32 protein-coding genes are annotated in these 22,242 nt (G+C 54.7%); all 32 read right to left on the reverse strand.

The window, feature by feature from the left end:
* Positions 1-30: 30 nt before the first annotated feature.
* The 32 genes from KJF94_RS23430 to rpoC all read right to left on the reverse strand — a co-directional run bounded on the left by KJF94_RS23430 (position 31) and on the right by rpoC (position 22,196).
* Complete coding sequence (locus KJF94_RS23430) at positions 31-1,032, reverse strand: DNA-directed RNA polymerase subunit alpha (RefSeq protein ID WP_003186012.1); 1,002 nt, start codon at positions 1,030-1,032, stop codon at positions 31-33.
* Between the two features lie 22 nt (positions 1,033-1,054).
* On the reverse strand, positions 1,055-1,675 hold the full coding sequence (gene rpsD / locus KJF94_RS23435) for a 30S ribosomal protein S4 (protein WP_003210056.1): 621 nt from the start codon (positions 1,673-1,675) through the stop codon (positions 1,055-1,057).
* Positions 1,676-1,693: 18 nt separating this feature from the next.
* Entirely contained in the window at positions 1,694-2,083 is a 390-nt protein-coding gene (gene rpsK, locus KJF94_RS23440; protein WP_002555466.1) for a 30S ribosomal protein S11, read from the reverse strand.
* Between the two features lie 30 nt (positions 2,084-2,113).
* Positions 2,114-2,470, reverse strand: coding sequence for a 30S ribosomal protein S13 (gene rpsM, locus KJF94_RS23445; RefSeq protein WP_003186020.1), 357 nt, complete (start codon positions 2,468-2,470; stop codon positions 2,114-2,116).
* Positions 2,471-2,600: 130 nt separating this feature from the next.
* Positions 2,601-2,717, reverse strand: a complete 117-nt coding sequence (gene rpmJ / locus KJF94_RS23450; RefSeq protein ID WP_002555468.1) for a 50S ribosomal protein L36 — start codon at positions 2,715-2,717, stop codon at positions 2,601-2,603.
* Positions 2,718-2,744: 27 nt separating this feature from the next.
* Complete coding sequence (gene secY / locus KJF94_RS23455) at positions 2,745-4,073, reverse strand: preprotein translocase subunit SecY (RefSeq protein ID WP_003228718.1); 1,329 nt, start codon at positions 4,071-4,073, stop codon at positions 2,745-2,747.
* Entirely contained in the window at positions 4,074-4,511 is a 438-nt protein-coding gene (rplO, locus tag KJF94_RS23460) for a 50S ribosomal protein L15 (RefSeq protein WP_007896782.1), read from the reverse strand.
* A gap of 3 nt (positions 4,512-4,514) precedes the next feature.
* Positions 4,515-4,691, reverse strand: coding sequence for a 50S ribosomal protein L30 (gene rpmD, locus KJF94_RS23465; RefSeq protein ID WP_003186033.1), 177 nt, complete (start codon positions 4,689-4,691; stop codon positions 4,515-4,517).
* A gap of 2 nt (positions 4,692-4,693) precedes the next feature.
* On the reverse strand, positions 4,694-5,194 hold the full coding sequence (gene rpsE / locus KJF94_RS23470) for a 30S ribosomal protein S5 (RefSeq protein WP_007943782.1): 501 nt from the start codon (positions 5,192-5,194) through the stop codon (positions 4,694-4,696).
* 3 nt (positions 5,195-5,197) lie between these two features.
* Positions 5,198-5,548 carry a 50S ribosomal protein L18 gene (rplR, locus tag KJF94_RS23475; protein ID WP_003186037.1) on the reverse strand — a complete coding sequence of 117 codons (351 nt, stop codon included), beginning with the start codon at positions 5,546-5,548 and terminating at the stop codon, positions 5,198-5,200.
* A 10-nt stretch (positions 5,549-5,558) separates the two neighbouring features.
* Positions 5,559-6,092: a 50S ribosomal protein L6 gene (rplF, locus tag KJF94_RS23480; protein WP_007896774.1), complete on the reverse strand. Its 534-nt coding sequence runs from the start codon at positions 6,090-6,092 to the stop codon at positions 5,559-5,561.
* A gap of 12 nt (positions 6,093-6,104) precedes the next feature.
* Positions 6,105-6,497: a 30S ribosomal protein S8 gene (gene rpsH, locus KJF94_RS23485; RefSeq protein WP_003186040.1), complete on the reverse strand. Its 393-nt coding sequence runs from the start codon at positions 6,495-6,497 to the stop codon at positions 6,105-6,107.
* A 209-nt stretch (positions 6,498-6,706) separates the two neighbouring features.
* Positions 6,707-7,012 (reverse strand): 30S ribosomal protein S14, encoded by a 306-nt coding sequence (rpsN, locus tag KJF94_RS23490; RefSeq protein ID WP_003176414.1) that lies wholly within the window; start codon positions 7,010-7,012, stop codon positions 6,707-6,709.
* 13 nt (positions 7,013-7,025) lie between these two features.
* Positions 7,026-7,565 (reverse strand): 50S ribosomal protein L5, encoded by a 540-nt coding sequence (rplE, locus tag KJF94_RS23495; RefSeq protein WP_003176415.1) that lies wholly within the window; start codon positions 7,563-7,565, stop codon positions 7,026-7,028.
* 20 nt (positions 7,566-7,585) lie between these two features.
* Positions 7,586-7,900 (reverse strand): 50S ribosomal protein L24, encoded by a 315-nt coding sequence (gene rplX, locus KJF94_RS23500; RefSeq protein ID WP_003176416.1) that lies wholly within the window; start codon positions 7,898-7,900, stop codon positions 7,586-7,588.
* An 11-nt stretch (positions 7,901-7,911) separates the two neighbouring features.
* Positions 7,912-8,280, reverse strand: coding sequence for a 50S ribosomal protein L14 (gene rplN / locus KJF94_RS23505; protein WP_002555479.1), 369 nt, complete (start codon positions 8,278-8,280; stop codon positions 7,912-7,914).
* Between the two features lie 23 nt (positions 8,281-8,303).
* Positions 8,304-8,570 (reverse strand): 30S ribosomal protein S17, encoded by a 267-nt coding sequence (gene rpsQ / locus KJF94_RS23510; RefSeq protein WP_003176419.1) that lies wholly within the window; start codon positions 8,568-8,570, stop codon positions 8,304-8,306.
* Between the two features lie 2 nt (positions 8,571-8,572).
* Complete coding sequence (gene rpmC / locus KJF94_RS23515; protein ID WP_008030901.1) at positions 8,573-8,764, reverse strand: 50S ribosomal protein L29; 192 nt, start codon at positions 8,762-8,764, stop codon at positions 8,573-8,575.
* Positions 8,764-9,177, reverse strand: a complete 414-nt coding sequence (rplP, locus tag KJF94_RS23520) for a 50S ribosomal protein L16 (RefSeq protein ID WP_007896757.1) — start codon at positions 9,175-9,177, stop codon at positions 8,764-8,766. The genes rpmC and rplP overlap by 1 nt, the downstream gene beginning before the upstream one ends.
* Before the next feature lie 12 nt (positions 9,178-9,189).
* Complete coding sequence (gene rpsC / locus KJF94_RS23525) at positions 9,190-9,876, reverse strand: 30S ribosomal protein S3 (protein WP_003176422.1); 687 nt, start codon at positions 9,874-9,876, stop codon at positions 9,190-9,192.
* A 13-nt stretch (positions 9,877-9,889) separates the two neighbouring features.
* Positions 9,890-10,222: a 50S ribosomal protein L22 gene (gene rplV, locus KJF94_RS23530; RefSeq protein ID WP_003103908.1), complete on the reverse strand. Its 333-nt coding sequence runs from the start codon at positions 10,220-10,222 to the stop codon at positions 9,890-9,892.
* Between the two features lie 11 nt (positions 10,223-10,233).
* Positions 10,234-10,509 (reverse strand): 30S ribosomal protein S19, encoded by a 276-nt coding sequence (gene rpsS, locus KJF94_RS23535; protein WP_002555486.1) that lies wholly within the window; start codon positions 10,507-10,509, stop codon positions 10,234-10,236.
* A gap of 16 nt (positions 10,510-10,525) precedes the next feature.
* The gene (gene rplB, locus KJF94_RS23540) at positions 10,526-11,350 is read right to left on the reverse strand and encodes a 50S ribosomal protein L2 (RefSeq protein ID WP_003210080.1); all 825 of its coding nucleotides are present in this window, start codon (positions 11,348-11,350) and stop codon (positions 10,526-10,528) included.
* Positions 11,351-11,364: 14 nt separating this feature from the next.
* On the reverse strand, positions 11,365-11,664 hold the full coding sequence (gene rplW / locus KJF94_RS23545; protein ID WP_002555488.1) for a 50S ribosomal protein L23: 300 nt from the start codon (positions 11,662-11,664) through the stop codon (positions 11,365-11,367).
* Positions 11,661-12,263 carry a 50S ribosomal protein L4 gene (rplD, locus tag KJF94_RS23550; protein WP_007896707.1) on the reverse strand — a complete coding sequence of 201 codons (603 nt, stop codon included), beginning with the start codon at positions 12,261-12,263 and terminating at the stop codon, positions 11,661-11,663. Before rplD ends, rplW begins: the two co-directional genes overlap by 4 nt.
* Before the next feature lie 12 nt (positions 12,264-12,275).
* Complete coding sequence (gene rplC, locus KJF94_RS23555) at positions 12,276-12,911, reverse strand: 50S ribosomal protein L3 (RefSeq protein WP_003186059.1); 636 nt, start codon at positions 12,909-12,911, stop codon at positions 12,276-12,278.
* Positions 12,912-12,991: 80 nt separating this feature from the next.
* On the reverse strand, positions 12,992-13,303 hold the full coding sequence (rpsJ, locus tag KJF94_RS23560) for a 30S ribosomal protein S10 (RefSeq protein WP_003186070.1): 312 nt from the start codon (positions 13,301-13,303) through the stop codon (positions 12,992-12,994).
* Positions 13,304-13,459: 156 nt separating this feature from the next.
* The gene (gene tuf, locus KJF94_RS23565) at positions 13,460-14,653 is read right to left on the reverse strand and encodes an elongation factor Tu (protein WP_007896660.1); all 1,194 of its coding nucleotides are present in this window, start codon (positions 14,651-14,653) and stop codon (positions 13,460-13,462) included.
* 30 nt (positions 14,654-14,683) lie between these two features.
* A complete protein-coding gene (fusA, locus tag KJF94_RS23570; RefSeq protein ID WP_150582440.1) occupies positions 14,684-16,789 on the reverse strand; it encodes an elongation factor G in 2,106 nt (701 codons plus the stop codon).
* Positions 16,790-16,819: 30 nt separating this feature from the next.
* On the reverse strand, positions 16,820-17,290 hold the full coding sequence (gene rpsG, locus KJF94_RS23575; protein ID WP_002555493.1) for a 30S ribosomal protein S7: 471 nt from the start codon (positions 17,288-17,290) through the stop codon (positions 16,820-16,822).
* Between the two features lie 118 nt (positions 17,291-17,408).
* A complete protein-coding gene (gene rpsL / locus KJF94_RS23580) occupies positions 17,409-17,780 on the reverse strand; it encodes a 30S ribosomal protein S12 (RefSeq protein ID WP_002555494.1) in 372 nt (123 codons plus the stop codon).
* Positions 17,781-17,996: 216 nt separating this feature from the next.
* Positions 17,997-22,196 carry a DNA-directed RNA polymerase subunit beta' gene (gene rpoC / locus KJF94_RS23585; protein ID WP_214379168.1) on the reverse strand — a complete coding sequence of 1,400 codons (4,200 nt, stop codon included), beginning with the start codon at positions 22,194-22,196 and terminating at the stop codon, positions 17,997-17,999.
* Positions 22,197-22,242: the final 46 nt, after the last annotated feature.

A 22,242-nucleotide genomic window follows, 5' to 3' on the forward strand; every position in this document is an offset into this window, starting at 1 on the left:
ACCAAACACGACGTTCGGTGATTACGACGATCAGGCAGTCGCCTTGTCGTCCTTCTTAAGACTTGCAGGCGGCCAGTTGTCGAGGCGCATGCCGAGGGACAGACCGCGGGAGGCCAGAACGTCCTTGATTTCAGTCAAGGATTTCTTGCCAAGGTTCGGAGTCTTCAACAGCTCTACTTCGGTACGCTGAATCAGGTCACCGATGTAGTAGATGTTTTCCGCCTTAAGGCAGTTAGCCGAACGTACAGTCAGTTCCAGATCGTCAACCGGGCGAAGCAGGATCGGATCGATCTCGTCTTCCTGCTCGACAACCACTGGCTCACTGTCACCTTTGAGGTCGACGAACGCAGCCAACTGCTGTTGCAGAATGGTTGCAGCGCGGCGGATAGCCTCTTCAGGATCCAGGGTACCGTTGGTTTCCAGATCAATAACCAGCTTGTCCAGGTTAGTACGCTGCTCGACACGGGCGTTTTCCACCACGTATGCGATACGGCGAACCGGGCTGAACGAAGAGTCAAGCTGCAAGCGACCGATGCTGCGGCTTTCGTCTTCATCGCTCTGACGCGAGTCTGCCGGTTCATAACCACGACCACGAGCTACGGTGAGCTTCATGTTCAGGGCGCCGTTAGACGCCAGGTTAGCGATTACGTGATCGGGGTTAACGATCTCGACATCATGATCCAGCTGAATATCGGCAGCGGTAACCACCCCCGAACCCTTCTTCGACAAGGTCAGCGTAACTTCGTCACGACCGTGCAGCTTAATAGCCAGACCTTTAAGGTTCAACAGGATTTCAATTACGTCTTCCTGTACGCCTTCGATGGCGCTGTACTCATGGAGTACACCGTCAATCTCGGCCTCGACTACTGCACAGCCGGGCATTGAGGACAACAGGATGCGGCGCAGCGCGTTGCCCAGGGTGTGGCCGAAACCACGCTCGAGAGGCTCGAGAGTGATCTTGGCGCGGGTTGGACTGACAACCTGCACATCAATATGGCGGGGTGTCAGGAACTCATTTACCGAAATCTGCATGGATGCACCTATTTTCTAGCCCTTACTTGGAGTAGAGCTCGACAATCAGGCTTTCGTTGATGTCGGCGGACAGATCACTGCGAGCTGGAACGTTCTTGAAAACGCCCGACTTCTTCTCAGTGTCTACTTCTACCCATTCTACGCGGCCACGTTGGGCACACAGATCGAGAGCTTGGACAATGCGAAGTTGGTTCTTTGCTTTCTCGCGAATCGCGACCACGTCACCAGCACGAACCTGGTACGACGGCACGTTTACGGTCTGACCGTTAACGCTGACGGATTTGTGCGATACCAGCTGACGGGATTCGGCACGAGTAGAGCCAAAACCCATACGGTATACAACGTTGTCCAGACGGCATTCGAGCAGTTGCAGCAGGTTCTCACCAGTTGCACCTTTCTTGCCAGCAGCTTCTTTGTAGTAGCCGCTGAATTGACGCTCGAGAACGCCGTAGATACGACGGACCTTCTGCTTTTCACGCAGTTGGGTGCCGTAATCGGACTGGCGACCGCGGCGTTGGCCGTGGATACCAGGTGCTGCTTCAATGTTGCACTTCGATTCGATCGCGCGCACGCCGCTCTTCAGAAAGAGATCGGTGCCTTCGCGACGAGCGAGTTTGCATTTTGGACCAATGTAACGAGCCATTCTTTACAATCTCCTGGATTACACGCGGCGCTTCTTCGGCGGACGGCACCCGTTGTGCGGGATTGGCGTCACGTCGGTGATGCTGGCGATCTTGTAGCCACAGCCGTTCAAAGCGCGGACTGCAGATTCACGACCTGGGCCTGGACCTTTGACGTTAACGTCGAGGTTTTTCAGACCGTATTCCAGCGCAGCTTGACCAGCACGTTCAGCAGCTACTTGAGCAGCAAACGGGGTGGACTTGCGGGAACCGCGGAAACCCGAACCACCGGAGGTAGCCCAGGAAAGAGCGTTGCCTTGACGGTCGGTGATGGTCACGATTGTGTTGTTAAAAGAAGCATGGATGTGGGCGATGCCATCAACCACTGTCTTTTTAACTTTTTTACGAGGACGAGCAGCAGGTTTAGCCATGATTAATTTCCTGTCGATTCGCTGGGGCGATTACTTGCGGATCGGCTTACGCGGACCTTTACGGGTACGCGCGTTAGTCTTGGTACGCTGACCGCGCACTGGAAGACCACGACGATGACGCAGACCGCGATAGCAACCGAGGTCCATCAAACGCTTGATTTTCATGTTGATTTCGCGACGCAGGTCACCTTCAGTGGTGAACTTCGCCACTTCGCCACGCAGCTGTTCAATCTGCTCGTCGCTCAGATCCTTGATCTTTGCGGCTGGGTTTACCCCAGTCACTGCACAGATCTTCTGTGCAGTAGTGCGACCAACACCATAGATGTAGGTCAGCGAGATAACAGTATGCTTGTTATCTGGAATGTTAACGCCTGCAATACGGGCCATTCAGTGGGACTCCAATTGACAGCTACCTACGCCCCGGAAGCCAAGAAATAGGGCGCGAGATAATATCGCTGTAATAACAAATAATCAACCCGGTAGCGCACTAGCTACCGGGCTTGAAGCACAATCACACTCAGCCTTGGCGCTGTTTGTGACGCGGTTCCGCGCTGCAAATTACTCGAACAACACCTTCGCGGCGAATAATCTTGCAGTTACGGCACAGCTTTTTCACCGATGCACGAACTTTCATCACCAACTCCTCGAACCTTATGGGTACTCAGCGCAACATGCCGCTGCCGTAACCCTTCAGGTTGGCTTTCTTCATCAGGGATTCGTACTGGTGCGAAACGAGGTGCGATTGTACTTGGGACATGAAGTCCATCACAACCACGACGACGATCAGCAACGAGGTCCCGCCAAGGTAGAACGGTACGTTTGCCGCAACCACCAGGAACTGGGGAAGCAGACACACGGCCGTCATGTAAAGAGCACCGAACATGGTCAAGCGAGTCAGAACGCCATCAATGTAGCGCGCAGACTGCTCACCTGGACGGATACCCGGAATAAAGGCACCGGACTTCTTCAGGTTTTCCGCTACGTCTTTCGGATTGAACATCAACGCCGTATAGAAGAAGCAGAAGAAAATAATCCCTGCACTAAACAGCAGAATATTCAACGGCTGACCAGGAGCGATCGACTGCGAGATGTCCTGCAACCAGCCCATACCTTCAGACTGGCCGAACCAGGCACCCAACGAAGCCGGGAACAGCAAAATGCTGCTCGCGAAAATGGCCGGAATAACACCGGCCATGTTCACCTTCAGCGGCAAGTGGCTAGTCTGCGCAGCGAAGACCTTACGACCCTGCTGACGCTTGGCGTAGTGAACAGCAATACGACGCTGACCACGCTCAATGAACACCACGAAACCGATAATCGCTACTGCCAGCAAACCGATGGCAACCAGGGCGAAGATGTTGATATCACCCTGACGTGCAGACTCGAAAGACTGCCCGATCGCTCTCGGAAGACCGGCGACGATACCCGAAAAAATCAACATCGAGATACCGTTGCCAACACCACGCTCAGTAATCTGCTCACCCAGCCACATCATGAACATCGCACCAGCCACAAAAGTGGATACCGCGACGAAATGGAAGCCAAAGTCACCAGTGAACGCAACGCCCTGCCCTGCCAGACCAATGGACATGCCAATTGCCTGAACAAGAGCGAGGACGACAGTGCCGTAGCGGGTGTACTGGCTGATCTTGCGACGGCCAGCTTCACCTTCCTTCTTCAACTGCTCCAGCTGCGGGCTGACGGCGGTCATCAGTTGCATGATGATCGATGCCGAGATGTACGGCATGATCCCCAGTGCAAAGATGCTCATCCGCTCCAGCGCGCCGCCGGAAAACATGTTGAACAAGCTAAGAATGGTCCCCTCATTCTGTCGAAACAGGTCCGCGAGTCGGTCCGGGTTGATACCTGGAACCGGGATGTGTGCGCCTATTCGGTAGACGATAATCGCCAGGAACAGAAAACGCAGACGAGCCCAGAGTTCAGACATACCGCCTTTGCCGAGCGCAGAGAGAGCACCTTGCTTAGCCATTTATTCCTCGAACTTGCCGCCAGCTGCTTCGATAGCCGCACGCGCACCTTTGGTGGCGCCGATTCCCTTTCCGATGGTAACAGCGCGAGTCACTTCGCCGGACAGCATGATTTTCACACGCTGTACGTTGACGTTGATCACGTTGGCATCTTTCAAGGACTGCACGGTGACGATGTCGCCTTCCACTTTAGCCAGTTCGGACAAACGCACTTCTGCGCGGTCCATGGCTTTCAGGGAAACGAAACCGAACTTCGGCAGGCGACGATGCAGCGGCTGTTGACCGCCTTCAAAGCCTGGAGCAATGGTGCCACCGGAGCGGGAGGACTGACCTTTGTGGCCACGGCCACCGGTCTTGCCCAAACCACTACCGATACCACGGCCCGGACGATGCTTTTCGCGACGGGAACCCGGCGCTGGACTCAGATCATTGAGTTTCATCGATTAACCCTCGACACGCAGCATGTAGTAAGCCTTGTTGATCATCCCGCGATTCTCGGGAGTATCAAGTACTTCTACAGTGTGACCGATGCGACGCAGACCCAGACCCTTTACGCACAGTTTGTGGTTAGGGATGCGGCCGGTCATGCTTTTGATCAGCGTAACTTTAACGGTAGCCATGATCAGAAGATCTCCTTGACGCTTTTGCCACGCTTGGCGGCAATGGATTCAGGAGACTGCATGGCCTTCAAACCTTTAAAAGTGGCGTGAACCACGTTTACCGGGTTAGTCGAGCCGTAGCACTTGGCCAGAACGTTCTGAACGCCAGCTACTTCGAGGACAGCACGCATAGCGCCGCCAGCGATGATACCGGTACCTTCAGAAGCAGGCTGCATGTACACCTTCGAAGCGCCGTGACCGGACTTCATTGCGTACTGCAGAGTGGTGCCGTTCAGATCAACTTGGATCATGTTGCGACGAGCAGCTTCCATTGCCTTCTGGATCGCAGCAGGCACTTCACGTGACTTGCCACGGCCGAAGCCAACACGCCCTTTACCATCACCAACCACGGTCAACGCGGTGAAAGTGAAGATACGGCCGCCTTTTACGGTTTTGGCTACGCGGTTAACTTGAACCAGCTTCTCAATGTAGCCTTCGTCGCGCTTTTGGTCGTTATTTGACATAACTTAGAACTCCAGCCCAGCTTCACGAGCAGCATCAGCCAGCGCCTTGACGCGGCCGTGGTACTTGAAGCCAGAGCGGTCGAAAGCCACCTGCGAGACGCCAGCGGCTTTAGCACGCGTAGCGACCAGCTGGCCAACCTTAGTGGCCGCGTCGATGTTGCCAGTGGCGCCATCACGCAGTTCTTTATCCAAAGTCGAGGCAGATGCCAGGACTTTGTTGCCGTCGGCCGAAATGACCTGGGCGTAGATGTGCTGCGACGAGCGGAACACGCAGAGACGCACGACTTCGAGTTCGTGCATTTTCAGGCGTGCTTTGCGAGCGCGACGCAGTCGAGTAACTTTTTTGTCGGTCATTTGCTATGCCCTACTTCTTCTTGGCTTCTTTACGACGGACGACTTCGTCCGCGTAGCGCACACCTTTGCCTTTGTACGGCTCTGGTGGACGGAAGTCGCGGATCTCGGCGGCCACTTGACCTACCAGCTGCTTATCGATACCCCGGATCAGGATGTCGGTTTGGCTAGGAGTCTCAGCGGTGATGCCTTCCGGCAGTTCATAATCCACTGGGTGCGAGAAGCCAAGAGCCAGGTTCAGCACTGTGCCTTTTGCTTGCGCTTTGTAACCAACACCGACCAGCTGGAGCTTGCGCTCGAAGCCTTGGCTTACGCCTTGGACCATGTTGTTTACCAACGCACGAGTGGTACCAGCCATTGCGCGAGTTTGTTGATCGCCATTGCGAGCAGCGAAACGCAGCTCACCAGCTTCTTCAACGATCTCAACGGACGAATGGATGTTCAGTTCGAGAGTGCCCTTGGCACCCTTCACCGAAAGCTGTTGGCCTGCGAATTTGACTTCGACACCGGCTGGCAGCTTAACGGGGTTCTTAGCGACGCGTGACATGCTTATCCCCCCTTAGAACACAGTGCAAAGAACTTCGCCGCCGACACCGGCAGCGCGCGCAGCACGATCCGTCATCACACCTTTGTTGGTGGAGACGATAGACACACCGAGACCGCCACGAACTTTTGGCAGATCATCGACGGACTTGTACTGACGCAGGCCTGGACGGCTAACGCGCTTCACTTCCTCGATGACCGGACGGCCTTCGAAGTACTTCAGCTCGATGGACAGCAGTGGCTTGATTTCGCTGCTGATCTGATAACCCGCAATGTAACCTTCGTCCTTCAGGACTTTGGCAACAGCTACCTTCAAAGTAGAAGATGGCATGCTTACGACGGACTTTTCAGCCATCTGGGCATTACGGATTCGAGTTAGCATGTCCGCTAACGGGTCCTGCATACTCATGGGCTAGACGCTCCTAATACAAAAAAATTAGCCTTGCGGCTACTACGTGTCGCCGAGTTCATCCATGCGAAAAAAGCACGGGCTCAGGCGAGCCGGGTATTCTAGACACACCCCACAAATGAATCAAGCCCCAAAAGGGGCTTGATTCAAGTTCAAGGTCACCGGCGGTCAGGATCTCACGATCCTGAACACCGAGACTTTGATAGTGCTTACCAGCTGGCTTTAACCAGACCAGGCACGTCACCACGCATTGCCGCTTCACGCAGTTTGTTACGGCCAAGGCCGAACTTGCGGTAAACGCCGTGTGGACGACCGGTCAGGCGGCAGCGGTTACGCATGCGCGAAGCGCTTGCGTCACGTGGCTGCTTCTGCAGAGCTACTGTAGCTTCCCAACGCGCTTCTGGACTTGCGTTCAGATCAACGATGATAGCTTTCAGTGCTGCACGCTTTTTGGCGTACTTGGCAACCGTGAGCTGACGCTTCAGCTCGCGGTTTTTCATGCTCATCTTGGCCATTTTCCTACTCCAATCAGTTGCGGAACGGGAATTTGAAAGCACGCAACAGGGCGCGACCTTCATCATCGTTCTTGGCAGTGGTGGTCAGGGTAATGTCCAGACCGCGGAGAGCATCGATCTTGTCGTAGTCGATTTCCGGGAAAATGATCTGCTCTTTAACGCCCATGCTGTAGTTACCACGACCATCGAAGGACTTGGCATTCAGGCCGCGGAAGTCGCGAACCCGAGGCAGGGAGATCGACAGCAGACGATCCAGGAACTCGTACATACGCTCACGGCGCAGGGTCACTTTGACGCCGATCGGCCAACCTTCACGGACTTTAAAGCCAGCGATGGATTTCCGAGCGTAAGTCACAACGACTTTCTGACCGGTGATCTTTTCCAGGTCGGCAACAGCATGCTCAATGACTTTCTTGTCACCGACCGCTTCGCCCAGACCCATGTTCAGGGTGATTTTTGTAACGCGTGGAACTTCCATCACGTTCGAGAGCTTAAGTTCTTCCTTAAGCTTCGGTGCGATTTCCTTCCAGTAAATCTCTTTTAGTCGTGCCATGGTCTTCTACCTAGCAGTGTTCAAGCATCAACCGCTTTTTGGGTCGACTTGAAGACACGAATTTTCTTGCCGTCTTCTACTTTGAAACCAACGCGATCAGCCTTGTTGGTTTCGCCGTTGAAAATGGCGACGTTAGAAGCGTCCAGTGGAGCTTCTTTTTCGACGATACCGCCTTGTACGCCCGACATCGGGTTAGGCTTGGTATGACGCTTAACCAGGTTCAGACCACCAATAACCAGACGGTTATTAGCGAGAACCTTAAGCACCTTACCGCGCTTACCTTTGTCTTTGCCGGCGATCACGATGATCTCGTCGTCACGACGAATCTTTTGCATGTCGGATCTCCTTACAGCACTTCTGGGGCGAGCGAGACGATCTTCATGAACTTCTCAGTACGAAGTTCACGGGTCACTGGCCCAAAGATACGGGTGCCGATCGGCTCTTGCTTGTTGTTCAGAAGAACAGCAGCGTTGCCATCAAAGCGGATAATGGAGCCATCAGCACGACGTACGCCGTGACGAGTGCGGACTACAACAGCAGTCATCACTTGGCCTTTTTTCACTTTACCGCGAGGAATTGCTTCCTTTACGGTAACCTTGATGATGTCACCGATACCAGCGTAACGACGATGGGAGCCACCCAGCACCTTGATGCACATAACGCGGCGTGCGCCGCTGTTATCGGCCACATCGAGCATGGATTGAGTCTGAATCATATAATTTCTCCGACCCCTAGTCCTTAGACTTCCACAGCGCGTTCGAGAACATCAACCAGCGCCCAAGACTTAGTCTTGGCCAAAGGACGAGTTTCACGAATAGTGACTTTGTCGCCGATGTGGCACTGATTGGTTTCGTCGTGCGCGTGCAGCTTAGTCGAACGCTTAACGTATTTACCGTAGATCGGGTGCTTAACGCGACGCTCGATCAGAACGGTGATGGTCTTGTCCATTTTGTCGCTGACAACACGGCCAGTCAGCGTACGGACGGTTTTTTCGGCTTCAGCCATGATTACTTACCTGCCTGCTGTTTGAGCACAGTCTTCACGCGAGCGATGTCACGCTTAACTTGCCGGAGCAGGTGAGACTGCCCCAACTGGCCAGTTGCTTTCTGCATACGCAGATTGAACTGGTCGCGCAGCAGGCCGAGCAGTTGCTCGTTAAGCTGCGGCGCGTCTTTTTCACGAAGTTCGTTCGCTTTCATCACATCACCGTCCGTTTAACAAAGGCGGTGGCGAGCGGCAGCTTTGCAGCAGCCAGGGCAAAAGCCTCACGCGCCAGCTCTTCAGAAACACCCTCGATTTCATACAGGACTTTGCCTGGCTGAATCTGGGCAACCCAGTACTCCACACTACCCTTACCTTTACCCATCCGAACTTCGAGAGGCTTTTTGGAAATAGGCTTGTCCGGGAATACACGGATCCAGATCTTGCCGCCACGTTTAACGTGACGGGTCAGTGCACGACGCGCTGACTCGATCTGACGAGCGGTGAGACGACCACGAGCTACAGACTTCAGCGCGAACTCGCCGAAGCTGACTTTGCTACCGCGCTGAGCCAGACCACGGTTGTGGCCTGTCATCTGCTTGCGGAACTTCGTACGCTTTGGTTGCAACATTTGGCGTACCCCTTACTTAGCAGCTTTTTTACGAGGCGCTGGTGCTTGTGGTTTCAGTTCTTCTTGGCGACCACCAATTACTTCGCCTTTGAAGATCCAAACCTTTACACCGATCACACCGTAAGTGGTGTGAGCTTCGTAGTTGGCATAGTCGATGTCGGCACGCAGGGTGTGCAGTGGCACACGACCTTCGCGATACCATTCAGTACGTGCGATTTCAGCACCGCCGAGACGACCGCTCACTTGGATTTTGATGCCTTTGGCACCAATGCGCATGGCGTTCTGTACAGCGCGCTTCATAGCGCGACGGAACATTACGCGACGCTCCAGCTGCTGAGCTACGCTCTGCGCAACCAACATACCGTCGAGTTCCGGCTTGCGGATTTCTTCGATATTGATGTGCACAGGCACACCCATTTGCTTGGTCAGGTCCTGACGCAGTTTCTCAACATCTTCACCTTTCTTCCCGATAACGATACCTGGACGAGCGGTGTGGATGGTGATACGTGCAGTTTGGGCCGGACGATGGATATCGATACGGCTTACGGACGCGCTTTTTAGTTTGTCTTGGAGATACTCACGCACCTTCAGATCAGCGAACAAATAGTCCGCATAAGTCCGACCGTCTGCGTACCAGACGGAGGTGTGCTCCTTGACGATTCCCAGGCGAATGCCAATGGGATGTACTTTCTGACCCATCTCTTCGACTCCGTTACTTGTCAGCAACCTTGACAGTGATATGGCAAGACCGCTTGACGATGCGATCAGCACGGCCTTTGGCACGTGGCATGATTCGCTTCAGCGAACGCCCTTCGTTGACGAAAACGGTGCTGACTTTAAGGTCATCAACGTCTGCGCCTTCGTTATGCTCGGCGTTGGCTACGGCCGACTCCAGCACTTTCTTCATGATCTCGGCGGCTTTCTTACTGCTGAAAGCCAACAAGTTGAGCGCTTCGCCCACCTTCTTCCCGCGGATCTGGTCGGCGACCAAGCGGGCTTTCTGGGCGGAGATTCGAGCGCCCGACAACTTAGCGGCTACTTCCATTTCCTAACCCCTTAACGCTTGGCTTTCTTGTCAGCCACGTGCCCACGATATGTGCGGGTACCGGCGAACTCGCCCAGTTTGTGGCCGACCATGTCTTCGTTCACGAGAACTGGCACATGTTGACGACCGTTGTGTACTGCGATGGTCAGACCGACCATTTGTGGCAGGATCATCGAACGGCGCGACCAGGTTTTAACTGGTTTGCGATCGTTCTTTTCCGCCGCCACTTCGATCTTCTTCAGTAGGTGAAGATCGATAAAAGGACCTTTTTTCAGAGAACGTGGCACTGTCGTATCCCTCTATTTACTTGCGACGACGGACGATCATTTTGTCGGTACGCTTATTACCACGAGTCTTCGCGCCCTTAGTCGGGAAGCCCCATGGCGATACCGGATGACGACCACCAGAGGTACGACCTTCACCACCACCATGTGGGTGGTCAACCGGGTTCATGGCAACACCACGAACGGTTGGGCGAACGCCACGCCAGCGTTTGGCACCAGCTTTACCCAGCGAACGCAGGCTGTGCTCGGAGTTCGAGACTTCACCCAGGGTCGCGCGGCATTCAGCCAGCACTTTACGCATCTCACCAGAACGCAGACGCAGGGTCACGTAGACACCTTCACGAGCGATCAGCTGAGCCGAAGCACCAGCGGAACGAGCGATTTGTGCGCCTTTACCTGGCTTCAATTCGATGCCGTGTACGGTGCTACCAACTGGAATGTTACGCAGTTGCAGAGCGTTGCCCGGCTTGATCGGTGCCAGAGCACCTGCGATCAGCTGGTCGCCAGCACTCACGCCTTTAGGGGCGATGATGTAGCGACGCTCGCCATCTGCGTACAGCAGCAGAGCGATGTGAGCAGTACGGTTTGGATCGTATTCGATACGCTCGACAGTGGCAGCGATGCCATCTTTGTCGTTGCGACGGAAATCGACCAGACGATAATGCTGCTTATGGCCACCACCGATGTGACGAGTGGTAATACGACCATTGTTGTTACGACCACCAGTCTTCGATTTTTTCTCGAGCAGCGGTGCGTGAGGAGCGCCTTTATGCAGCTCCTGGTTGACCACCTTGACCACAAAACGGCGGCCAGGGGAAGTCGGTTTGCATTTAACGATTGCCATGATGCACCCCTTCCTTACTCAGCACTGCTGCTGAAATCGAGATCTTGGCCTGGCTGAAGGGAGATAACTGCCTTCTTCCAGTCATTACGCTTGCCCAGACCGCGAGCAGTGCGCTTGCTCTTACCCAGAACATTCAGGGTAGTAACACGCTCTACTTTCACGCTGAACAGGCTTTCGACGGCCTTCTTGATTTCCAGCTTGGTTGCGTCAGTTGCAACCTTGAAAACGAACTGGCCTTTCTTGTCAGCCAGAACCGTAGCCTTCTCGGAAACGTGCGGGCCAAGCAGAACTTTAAATACGCGTTCCTGGTTCATCCCAGCAGCTCCTCGAATTTCTTCACGGCCGACACGGTGATCAACACCTTGTCGTATGCGATCAGACTAACTGGATCGGAACCTTGCACGTCACGTACATCAACGTGTGGCAGGTTGCGAGCAGCCAGGTACAGGTTCTGATCAACTACTTCAGACACGATCAAGACATCAGTCAGGCCCATGCCGGTCAGTTTGTTCAGCAGATCTTTGGTCTTCGGTGCATCAACAGCGAAGTCCTGAACCACAACCAGACGATCAGTACGCACCAGCTCAGCAAGGATGGAACGCATTGCTGCGCGATACATCTTCTTGTTCAGCTTCTGGGTGTGATCCTGAGGACGAGCTGCGAAAGTGGTACCGCCGCCACGCCAGATTGGGCTACGGATAGTACCGGCACGAGCACGGCCAGTACCTTTCTGACGCCATGGGCGCTTACCGCCACCACGAACGTCGGAACGGGTCTTTTGCTGCTTGCTACCTTGACGGCCGCCGGCCATGTAGGCCACGACTGCTTGGTGAACCAGCGTCTCGTTGAATTCGCCGCCAAATGTCAGTTCGGAAACTTCGATCGCTTGAGCGTCATTTACATTTAATTGCATGTCAGCTTCCCCTTAACCGCGAGCCTTGGCTGCTGGACGTACAACCAAGTTGCCGCCAGTAGCGCCAGGAACAGCGCCCTTGACCAACAACAGATTGCGTTCAGCGTCCACGCGCACTACTTCAAGGGACTGCACGGTCACGCGCTCAGCGCCCATATGACCGGACATTTTTTTGCCCTTGAATACACGACCAGGAGTCTGGCACTGGCCGATAGAGCCTGGAACGCGGTGGGACACGGAGTTACCGTGGGTATTATCTTGCCCGCGGAAGTTCCAACGCTTGATCGTACCCTGGAAGCCTTTACCTTTGGACTGACCGGTTACATCAACCAGTTGACCAGCGGCGAAGATTTCAGCGTTGATCAGATCGCCGGCCTGGTACTCGCCTTCTTCAAGGCGGAATTCCATTACGGTACGACCAGCGGCAACGTTCGCCTTAGCGAAGTGGCCAGCTTGAGCAGCTGTTACACGCGAAGCACGACGCTCGCCTACAGTGACTTGCACTGCACGATAGCCATCGGTCTCTTCAGTTTTGAACTGGGTGACGCGATTCGGCTCGATCTCAATGACCGTGACCGGAATGGAGACACCTTCTTCGGTGAAAATACGGGTCATACCGCATTTACGACCGACTACACCAATAGTCATGTTGTAAACCTCATGAGTGTACGGGGCTTTCACCCGCTATGGCCGCCCATTTCAGAGCGTTACACGACTAAGACCGAGTCTTAGCCGAGGCTGATCTGCACTTCCACACCGGCCGCAAGATCAAGCTTCATAAGAGCATCAACGGTTTTATCCGTTGGCTGGACGATGTCCAGAACGCGCTTATGAGTACGGATCTCGTACTGGTCACGCGCGTCTTTGTTGACGTGCGGGGAGACCAGAACGGTGAACCGCTCTTTACGGGTAGGCAGTGGAATTGGACCACGCACTTGAGCACCAGTACGTTTCGCGGTTTCCACGATTTCCTGGGTGGATTGGTCGATCAGGCGATGGTCAAAAGCCTTCAACCTGATACGGATTTGCTGATTTTGCATTGGATTTCAGACTCCGGCTGCTATTCCCACCGGGCGCAATACGCCCGTTAAAAGGAGGCGCAATTCTATAGACGCCCCAGATAGGTGTCAACCCAATAAAAAAGCCCCCGCTAAGCGGGGGCTTTTTCAACTCATCAAAGCTCACTCAAAAAGAGCTTACTCGATGATTTTGGCTACGACGCCAGCGCCGACGGTACGACCGCCTTCACGGATAGCGAAACGCAGACCGTCTTCCATTGCGATGGTCTTGATCAGGGTGACAACCATTTTGATGTTGTCGCCTGGCATTACCATTTCAACGCCTTCCGGCAGCTCGCAGTTACCAGTCACGTCAGTAGTACGGAAGTAGAACTGTGGACGGTAGCCTTTGAAGAACGGAGTGTGACGGCCGCCTTCTTCTTTGCTCAGTACGTAGACTTCAGCTTCGAACTTGGTGTGCGGCTTAACCGAACCTGGCTTAACCAGAACCTGGCCACGCTCAACGTCGTCACGCTTGGTACCACGCAGCAGAACGCCGCAGTTCTCGCCAGCACGACCTTCGTCGAGCAGCTTACGGAACATTTCAACACCGGTGCAGGTGGTGACGGTGGTGTCACGCAGACCAACGATTTCCAGTGGATCCTGAACCTTGACGATACCGCGCTCGATACGGCCAGTTACAACAGTACCGCGACCGGAGATCGAGAATACGTCTTCGATTGGCATCAGGAACGGCTTGTCGATAACACGAACTGGATCTGGGATGTAGCTGTCCAGAGTCTCAACCAGTTTACGAACGGCAGTGGTGCCCATTTCGTTGTCGTCTTGGCCGTTCAGAGCCATCAGAGCCGAACCGATGATGATCGGAGTGTCGTCACCTGGGAAGTCGTAAGTGCTCAGCAGATCGCGCACTTCCATCTCAACCAGTTCCAGCAGCTCAGCGTCGTCAACCATGTCAGCCTTGTTCAGGAAGACAACGATGTACGGAACGCCAACCTGACGGGACAGCAGGATGTGCTCACGGGTTTGTGGCATCGGACCATCAGCGGCCGAGCAAACCAGGATAGCGCCGTCCATCTGAGCAGCACCGGTGATCATGTTCTTCACATAGTCAGCGTGACCTGGGCAGTCAACGTGAGCGTAGTGACGGATCAGCGAGTTGTATTCAACGTGCGCGGTGTTGATGGTGATACCACGAGCTTTCTCTTCCGGAGCGCTGTCGATCTTGTCGAAAGCAACAACGGCCGAACCGAAAACTTCGGAGCAAACGCGAGTCAGAGCAGCGGTCAGCGTGGTTTTACCGTGGTCAACGTGACCAATGGTGCCAACGTTGACGTGCGGGAGGGTACGGTCAAATTTTTCTTTAGCCACGACAATTAACTCCTAGCCTAAAGGACTGAATCAGCCTTGTTTTTTGGTAACGGTTTCGACGATGTGCGACGGAGCCGTATTGTATTTTTTGAATTCCATAGAGTAGCTTGCGCGACCTTGGGACATGGAACGAACGTCGGTCGCATAACCGAACATCTCGCCCAACGGAACCTCGGCACGAATTACTTTACCGGAAACCGTATCTTCCATACCCAGGATCATGCCGCGACGACGGTTAAGGTCGCCCATCACGTCACCCATATAGTCTTCAGGTGTAACAACCTCTACCGCCATGATCGGCTCGAGCAACTCACCACCGCCCTTCTGGGCCAGTTGCTTGGTCGCCATGGAAGCAGCCACCTTAAACGCCATCTCGTTCGAGTCGACGTCGTGGTAGGAACCATCAAACACGGTAGCCTTCAGGCCGATCAGCGGATAGCCGGCAACTACGCCGTTCTTCATCTGCTCTTCGATACCTTTCTGGATAGCCGGGATGTATTCCTTAGGAACCACACCACCCACTACTTCGTTCACGAATTGCAGACCTTCCTGACCTTCGTCAGCAGGAGCAAAACGGATCCAGCAATGGCCGAACTGACCACGACCGCCGGATTGACGAACGAACTTGCCTTCGATTTCACAGTTCTTCGTGATGCGCTCACGATAGGAAACCTGAGGCTTACCGATGTTGGCTTCGACGTTGAACTCACGGCGCATCCTGTCAACCAGGATGTCCAGGTGCAACTCGCCCATGCCGGAGATGATCGTTTGACCAGTCTCTTCATCAGTCTTGACGCGGAAAGATGGATCTTCCTGAGCAAGTTTGCCCAGAGCGATACCCATTTTTTCCTGGTCATCCTTGGTCTTAGGCTCTACGGCAACCGAAATAACCGGCTCCGGGAAGTCCATGCGAACCAGGATGATTGGCTTGTCAGCGCTGCACAAGGTTTCACCAGTGGTGACGTCCTTCATGCCGATCAAGGCCGCGATGTCACCAGCGCGTACTTCCTTGATTTCTTCACGGGCGTTTGCGTGCATTTGCACCATACGACCCACGCGCTCTTTCTTGCCCTTAACCGAGTTGATCACGCCGTCGCCGGAGGCCAACACGCCCGAGTAAACGCGGACGAAGGTCAAGGTACCCACGAATGGGTCGGTAGCAATTTTGAAAGCCAGAGCCGAGAACGGCTCGCTGTCATCTGCGTGACGCTCCATTTGCTTTTCCTCGTCATCCGGGTCAGTACCCTTGATGGCAGGAATGTCGGTTGGAGCAGGCAGGTAATCGATAACGGCGTCGAGAACCAGGGGAACACCCTTGTTCTTGAAGGAAGAACCGCAAACAGCCAGAACGATCTCACCAGCGATAGTACGCTGACGCAGAGCGGCCTTGATTTCCGCGTTGGTGAGTTCTTCACCTTCGAGGTACTTGTTCATCAGCTCTTCGCTGGCTTCGGCCGCAGCCTCAACCATGTTGCCGCGCCATTCGTCAGCCAGTTCCTGCAGTTCAGCAGGGATAGGCTTGCGAACTGGAACCATGCCTTTGTCGGAGTCATTCCAGTAAACAGCTTCCATGGCCATCAGATCGATCTGACCCTGGAAGTTGTCTTCGGAACCGATAGCCAACTGGATTGGCACCGGGGTGTGACCCAGACGCTGCTTGATCTGACCGATCACGCGCAGGAAGTTCGCACCAGCACGGTCCATCTTGTTTACGTAAACAAGACGTGGAACGCCGTATTTGTTGGCTTGACGCCATACGGTTTCCGACTGAGGCTCAACACCCGAGGTACCGCAGAACACAACGACCGCGCCGTCGAGAACACGCAGGGAACGCTCAACTTCAATAGTGAAGTCAACGTGGCCCGGGGTGTCGATGACGTTGAAGCGGTATTGGTCTTTGTGCTGCTTCTCGGAACCCTGCCAGAAGGCGGTAATGGCAGCAGAAGTAATGGTAATACCACGCTCCTGCTCCTGAACCATCCAGTCTGTGGTCGCGGCGCCGTCATGCACCTCGCCCATTTTGTGACTTTTGCCAGTGTAAAAAAGGACGCGCTCGGTGGTGGTGGTTTTACCAGCATCCACGTGAGCAACGATACCAATGTTACGGTAGCGATTAATCGGTGTTGTACGAGCCATAAAGCCCTCGCAAAATTAGTGACGCTAAAATTAGAAGCGGTAGTGCGAGAAAGCCTTGTTGGCTTCAGCCATACGGTGCACGTCTTCACGCTTCTTAACTGCAGCACCTTTACCTTCGGCAGCGTCCAACAGTTCGCCAGCCAAACGCAGAGCCATAGACTTCTCGCCGCGCTTACGGGCGAAGTCTACCAACCAGCGCATTGCCAGAGCGTTACGACGGGACGGACGAACTTCAACCGGAACCTGGTAAGTAGCACCGCCTACACGGCGCGACTTTACTTCGACCAGCGGAGCGATGGCGTCGAGAGCTTTCTCGAAGATTTCCAGGGGGTCGCTGTTCTTGCGTTCTTTAACTTTTTCCAGCGCGCCATAAACGATACGCTCGGCAACGGCTTTCTTGCCGCTTTCCATTACGTGGTTCATGAACTTGGCCAGGATCTGGCTGCCGTATTTTGGATCGTCAAGCACTTCGCGCTTGGCTGCTACGCGTCTTCTTGGCATGGATAAGCCCTCAAACGGTCTTCAGGTTCGCTCGGAATCAGTGCCCTTTCGGGACGCCTCCGACCTTACTCTTATCGACTCAGAAAAATAGAAAATCTGTTTTTACAAAAAGCCACTACTACTTAGGCTTCTTGGTACCGTACTTCGAACGACCCTGGTTACGACCTTTAACGCCGGAAGTATCCAAAGAACCGCGAACGGTGTGGTAACGAACACCTGGCAAGTCTTTTACACGGCCGCCACGGATCAGTACGACGCTGTGCTCTTGCAGGTTGTGGCCTTCACCGCCGATGTACGAGGAAACCTCGAAACCGTTGGTCAGACGCACACGGCATACTTTACGCAGTGCCGAGTTAGGTTTTTTCGGCGTAGTGGTATACACACGGGTGCATACGCCACGACGTTGCGGGCAGTTCTGCAGCGCAGGCACGTCGGATTTCTCGACGATACGCTTACGCGGCTGACGTACCAGCTGGTTGATAGTTGCCATCTACTAGCTCCACTGTTGTCTTGCGACGCTATTGTCTTGCAAGAAAAGCAAAATGGCAGGAACGAATTCCCGCCAAATTTAGGGGTACAAGAGTCTAAAGAGGATCTTGTCCCCAGTCAAGGCAAGGCCCCGACCTTCCCGCTCATCCAACCTCGACAAATTGTCTTGATTCGATGAACGGAACGACCGGGGCCTTACGCTCATTTATCGCAGAACTCAGTTACCGCTCGAGTTCAGCGCTTCGGTCAGTGCAGCTTCCACTTCACTGGCGCTTACGCGCAACGGTTTGTCAGCATCACGACGGCGTTTACGCTCGCTGTGATAAGCCAGACCGGTACCCGCCGGGATCAGACGACCCACGACAACGTTTTCTTTCAGGCCGCGCAGATAATCGCGCTTGCCGGTTACCGCCGCTTCGGTCAGTACGCGAGTGGTTTCCTGGAAGGAAGCCGCCGAGATGAACGATTCGGTGGACAACGACGCCTTGGTGATACCCAACAGCACGCGAGTGAACTTGGAAACGAATTTCTCGTCGCCAGCCAGACGCTCGTTCTCTACCAGAACGTGAGTCAACTCCATCTGGTCGCCCTTGATGAAAGTCGAGTCGCCGGATTCAGCGATTTCAACTTTACGCAGCATCTGACGCAGGATGGTCTCGATGTGCTTGTCGTTGATCTTCACGCCTTGCAGACGATAAACGTCCTGGATCTCGTTCACGATGTACTTGGCCAGCGCACTTACACCCAGCAGACGCAGGATGTCGTGTGGATCGCTCGGACCGTCGGAGATAACTTCGCCGCGGTTTACCTGTTCGCCTTCGAAGACGTTCAGGTGGCGCCACTTCGGAATCAGCTCTTCGTACGGATCAGTACCGTCGTTCGGAGTGATAACCAGACGGCGCTTGCCTTTGGTCTCTTTACCGAATGCGATGGTGCCGCTGACTTCAGCCAGAATCGAGGCTTCTTTCGGACGACGGGCTTCGAACAAGTCGGCAACACGCGGCAGACCACCGGTGATGTCACGGGTCTTCGAAGTCTCTTGCGGAATACGAGCGATAACATCACCGATCGCGATTTTCGCACCGTCCGCAACACCGACCAGGGCGTTGGCTGGCAGGAAGTACTGAGCGATAACGTCAGTGCCTGGCAGCAACAGATCCTTGCCGTTGTCATCAACCATCTTCACAGCAGGACGGATATCTTTACCGGCAGCTGGACGGTCTTTGGCGTCGAGTACTTCAATGTTGGTCATACCGGTCAATTCGTCAGTCTGACGCTTGATCGTGATGCCTTCTTCCATGCCCACGTAGGTCACGGTACCTTTCATTTCGGTAACGATCGGGTGAGTGTGCGGATCCCACTTGGCCACGATTGCGCCAGCGTCGACCTTGTCACCTTCTTTAACCGAAATCACAGCACCGTACGGCAGCTTGTAGCGCTCGCGCTCACGACCGAAGTCATCAGCGATTGCCAGCTCACCGGAACGGGACACAGCAACCAGGCAGCCATCCACTCGCTCAACGTGCTTCAGGTTGTGCAGACGGACGGTACCGCCATTCTTCACCTGAACGCTGTCGGCTGCGGAGGTCCGGCTAGCCGCACCACCGATGTGGAACGTACGCATGGTCAGCTGGGTACCCGGCTCACCGATGGACTGGGCAGCGATAACGCCGACCGCTTCACCGATGTTCACCTGGTGACCACGAGCCAGGTCACGGCCGTAGCACTTGGCGCAAATGCCATAGCGGGTTTCGCAGCTGATCGGCGAACGCACGATCACTTCGTCGATGCTGTTCAGCTCGATGAACTCGACCCACTTCTCGTCTACCAGCGTGCCGGCAGGAACGATAACTTCTTCGGTACCTGGCTTGAACACGTCACGGGCGATGACACGACCCAATACGCGCTCACCCAGCGGCTCAACAACGTCACCGCCTTCAATGTGCGGAGTCATTACCAGGCCGTGCTCGGTGCCGCAATCGATCTCGGTCACAACCAGATCCTGCGCCACGTCTACCAGACGACGAGTCAGGTAACCGGAGTTCGCAGTTTTCAACGCGGTATCCGCCAGACCTTTACGAGCACCGTGAGTGGAGATGAAGTACTGAAGTACGCTCAAACCTTCACGGAAGTTCGCAGTAATCGGCGTTTCGATGATGGAACCGTCCGGCTTGGCCATCAGGCCACGCATACCGGCGAGCTGACGGATCTGCGCTGCAGAACCCCGTGCGCCCGAGTCGGCCATCATGTACATCGAGTTGAAGGATTCCTGGTCGACTTCGACGCCATGACGGTCGATGACTTTCTCTTTCGAGAGGTTGGCCATCATTGCCTTGGAAACTTCGTCGTTCGCCTTGGACCAAAGGTCGATCACTTTGTTGTACTTCTCGCCCTGGGTTACCAGGCCGGAAGCGTACTGACTTTCGATCTCTTTCACTTCATCAGTAGCAGCATTGATGATGCGGGCTTTTTCATCCGGGATAACGAAGTCGTTAACACCGATGGAAACGCCGGAGATGGTCGAGTAAGCAAAACCGGTGTACATCAACTGGTCAGCGAAGATAACGGTCTCTTTCAAACCAACCACGCGGTAGCACTGGTTGATCAGCTTGGAGATCGCCTTTTTCTTCATCGGCTGGTTGACGACGTCGTACGACAGGCCAGGTGGAACAACCTGGAACAACAGCGCACGGCCGACAGTGGTGTCGACGATACGAGTGTTCTTGACGCTGCCACCGTCACGATCGTTTACGGTTTCGTTGATCCGCACTTTGACTTTGGCGTGCAGTGCGGCTTCGCCGGCACGGAACACACGGTCAACTTCCTGTAGATCCGCGAACACACGACCTTCGCCCTTGGCGTTGATCGCTTCACGAGTCATGTAGTACAGACCCAATACAACGTCCTGCGACGGAACGATGATTGGCTCACCGTTGGCTGGCGACAGAATGTTGTTGGTCGACATCATCAACGCACGCGCTTCCAACTGGGCTTCCAGTGTCAGCGGTACGTGCACGGCCATTTGGTCGCCGTCGAAGTCGGCGTTGTACGCAGCACAGACCAGAGGGTGCAGCTGGATAGCCTTGCCTTCGATCAGTACCGGTTCAAACGCCTGGATACCCAGACGGTGAAGGGTCGGTGCACGGTTGAGGAGAACCGGGTGTTCGCGAATGACTTCAGCGAGAACGTCCCAAACTTCCGGCAGTTCGCGCTCGACCATCTTCTTGGCAGCTTTGATGGTGGTAGCGAGACCACGCATTTCCAGCTTGCCGAAAATGAACGGCTTGAACAGCTCGAGAGCCATTTTCTTCGGCAGACCGCACTGGTGCAGACGCAGGGTCGGACCTACGGTAATTACCGAACGACCGGAGTAGTCAACACGCTTACCGAGCAAGTTCTGACGGAAACGACCCTGCTTACCCTTGATCATGTCAGCCAGGGATTTCAGAGGACGCTTGTTGGAACCGGTGATAGCGCGGCCACGACGACCGTTGTCGAGCAGTGCGTCGACAGCTTCCTGCAACATACGCTTTTCGTTGCGCACGATGATGTCCGGAGCGGACAGATCGAGCAGACGCTTCAAGCGGTTGTTACGGTTGATCACTCGACGATACAGATCGTTGAGGTCGGAAGTCGCGAAGCGACCGCCATCCAGCGGGACCAGTGGACGCAGATCTGGCGGCAGAACCGGCAGAACGGTCAGCACCATCCATTCTGGAAGGTTGCCGGAACCCTGGAAGGCTTCCATCAACTTCAGACGCTTGGACAGCTTCTTGATTTTGGTTTCGGAGTTGGTTTGCGGAATTTCTTCACGCAGACGGCCAATCTCGTGCTCCAGGTCGATAGCGTGCAGCAGTTCGCGGACAGCTTCGGCACCCATGCGGGCATCGAAATCGTCGCCGAACTCTTCCAGCGCTTCGAAGTACTGCTCGTCGTTCAGCAGCTGACCTTTTTCAAGGGTGGTCATGCCTGGATCGATAACGACATAGCTCTCGAAGTAGAGAACGCGTTCGATATCACGCAGGGTCATGTCCATCAGCAAGCCGATACGCGACGGCAGCGACTTCAGGAACCAGATGTGGGCAACTGGCGAGGCCAGTTCGATGTGCGCCATGCGCTCACGACGAACTTTAGCCAGCGCGACTTCAACGCCGCACTTCTCGCAGATGACGCCACGGTGCTTCAAGCGCTTGTACTTACCGCACAGGCACTCGTAATCCTTTACCGGGCCAAAGATCTTGGCGCAGAACAGGCCGTCACGCTCAGGTTTGAACGTACGGTAGTTGATGGTTTCCGGCTTTTTAACTTCACCGAACGACCACGAACGGATCATCTCAGGCGATGCCAATCCGATACGGATGGCGTCGAACTCTTCGACTTGACCCTGGTTTTTCAGCAAATTCAGTAGGTCTTTCAAGGCCTTTCCTCCTGGCGGAGCAGAGAGCGGGCAATCCTGCCCCGCT

The organism is Pseudomonas hormoni (genome assembly GCF_018502625.1).
Lineage (GTDB): Bacteria > Pseudomonadota > Gammaproteobacteria > Pseudomonadales > Pseudomonadaceae > Aquipseudomonas > Aquipseudomonas hormoni.

Coding starts and splice junctions, on each gene's coding strand:
- KJF94_RS23430 (WP_003186012.1), bottom strand. CDS start 1,032: ATGCAGATTTCGGTAAATGAGTTCCTGACACCCCGCCATATTGATGTG.
- rpsD (WP_003210056.1), bottom strand. CDS start 1,675: ATGGCTCGTTACATTGGTCCAAAATGCAAACTCGCTCGTCGCGAAGGC.
- rpsK (WP_002555466.1), bottom strand. CDS start 2,083: ATGGCTAAACCTGCTGCTCGTCCTCGTAAAAAAGTTAAAAAGACAGTG.
- rpsM (WP_003186020.1), bottom strand. CDS start 2,470: ATGGCCCGTATTGCAGGCGTTAACATTCCAGATAACAAGCATACTGTT.
- rpmJ (WP_002555468.1), bottom strand. CDS start 2,717: ATGAAAGTTCGTGCATCGGTGAAAAAGCTGTGCCGTAACTGCAAGATT.
- secY (WP_003228718.1), bottom strand. CDS start 4,073: ATGGCTAAGCAAGGTGCTCTCTCTGCGCTCGGCAAAGGCGGTATGTCT.
- rplO (WP_007896782.1), bottom strand. CDS start 4,511: ATGAAACTCAATGATCTGAGTCCAGCGCCGGGTTCCCGTCGCGAAAAG.
- rpmD (WP_003186033.1), bottom strand. CDS start 4,691: ATGGCTACCGTTAAAGTTACGCTGATCAAAAGCATGACCGGCCGCATC.
- rpsE (WP_007943782.1), bottom strand. CDS start 5,194: ATGTCAAATAACGACCAAAAGCGCGACGAAGGCTACATTGAGAAGCTG.
- rplR (WP_003186037.1), bottom strand. CDS start 5,548: ATGACCGACAAAAAAGTTACTCGACTGCGTCGCGCTCGCAAAGCACGC.
- rplF (WP_007896774.1), bottom strand. CDS start 6,092: ATGTCACGCGTCGCTAAGAACCCCGTTAAGCTGCCAGCCGGTGTCGAA.
- rpsH (WP_003186040.1), bottom strand. CDS start 6,497: ATGAGTATGCAGGACCCGTTAGCGGACATGCTAACTCGAATCCGTAAT.
- rpsN (WP_003176414.1), bottom strand. CDS start 7,012: ATGGCCAAGATGAGCATGAAAAACCGCGAGCTGAAGCGTCAGCTCACG.
- rplE (WP_003176415.1), bottom strand. CDS start 7,565: ATGGCACGACTAAAAGAGATTTACTGGAAGGAAATCGCACCGAAGCTT.
- rplX (WP_003176416.1), bottom strand. CDS start 7,900: ATGCAAAAGATTCGTCGTGACGACGAGATCATCGTGATCGCCGGCAAA.
- rplN (WP_002555479.1), bottom strand. CDS start 8,280: ATGATTCAGACTCAATCCATGCTCGATGTGGCCGATAACAGCGGCGCA.
- rpsQ (WP_003176419.1), bottom strand. CDS start 8,570: ATGGCTGAAGCCGAAAAAACCGTCCGTACGCTGACTGGCCGTGTTGTC.
- rpmC (WP_008030901.1), bottom strand. CDS start 8,764: ATGAAAGCGAACGAACTTCGTGAAAAAGACGCGCCGCAGCTTAACGAG.
- rplP (WP_007896757.1), bottom strand. CDS start 9,177: ATGTTGCAACCAAAGCGTACGAAGTTCCGCAAGCAGATGACAGGCCAC.
- rpsC (WP_003176422.1), bottom strand. CDS start 9,876: ATGGGTCAGAAAGTACATCCCATTGGCATTCGCCTGGGAATCGTCAAG.
- rplV (WP_003103908.1), bottom strand. CDS start 10,222: ATGGAAGTAGCCGCTAAGTTGTCGGGCGCTCGAATCTCCGCCCAGAAA.
- rplB (WP_003210080.1), bottom strand. CDS start 11,350: ATGGCAATCGTTAAATGCAAACCGACTTCCCCTGGCCGCCGTTTTGTG.
- rplW (WP_002555488.1), bottom strand. CDS start 11,664: ATGAACCAGGAACGCGTATTTAAAGTTCTGCTTGGCCCGCACGTTTCC.
- rplD (WP_007896707.1), bottom strand. CDS start 12,263: ATGCAATTAAATGTAAATGACGCTCAAGCGATCGAAGTTTCCGAACTG.
- rplC (WP_003186059.1), bottom strand. CDS start 12,911: ATGACTATTGGTGTAGTCGGTCGTAAATGCGGTATGACCCGTATTTTC.
- rpsJ (WP_003186070.1), bottom strand. CDS start 13,303: ATGCAAAATCAGCAAATCCGTATCAGGTTGAAGGCTTTTGACCATCGC.
- fusA (WP_150582440.1), bottom strand. CDS start 16,789: ATGGCTCGTACAACACCGATTAATCGCTACCGTAACATTGGTATCGTT.
- rpsG (WP_002555493.1), bottom strand. CDS start 17,290: ATGCCAAGAAGACGCGTAGCAGCCAAGCGCGAAGTGCTTGACGATCCA.
- rpsL (WP_002555494.1), bottom strand. CDS start 17,780: ATGGCAACTATCAACCAGCTGGTACGTCAGCCGCGTAAGCGTATCGTC.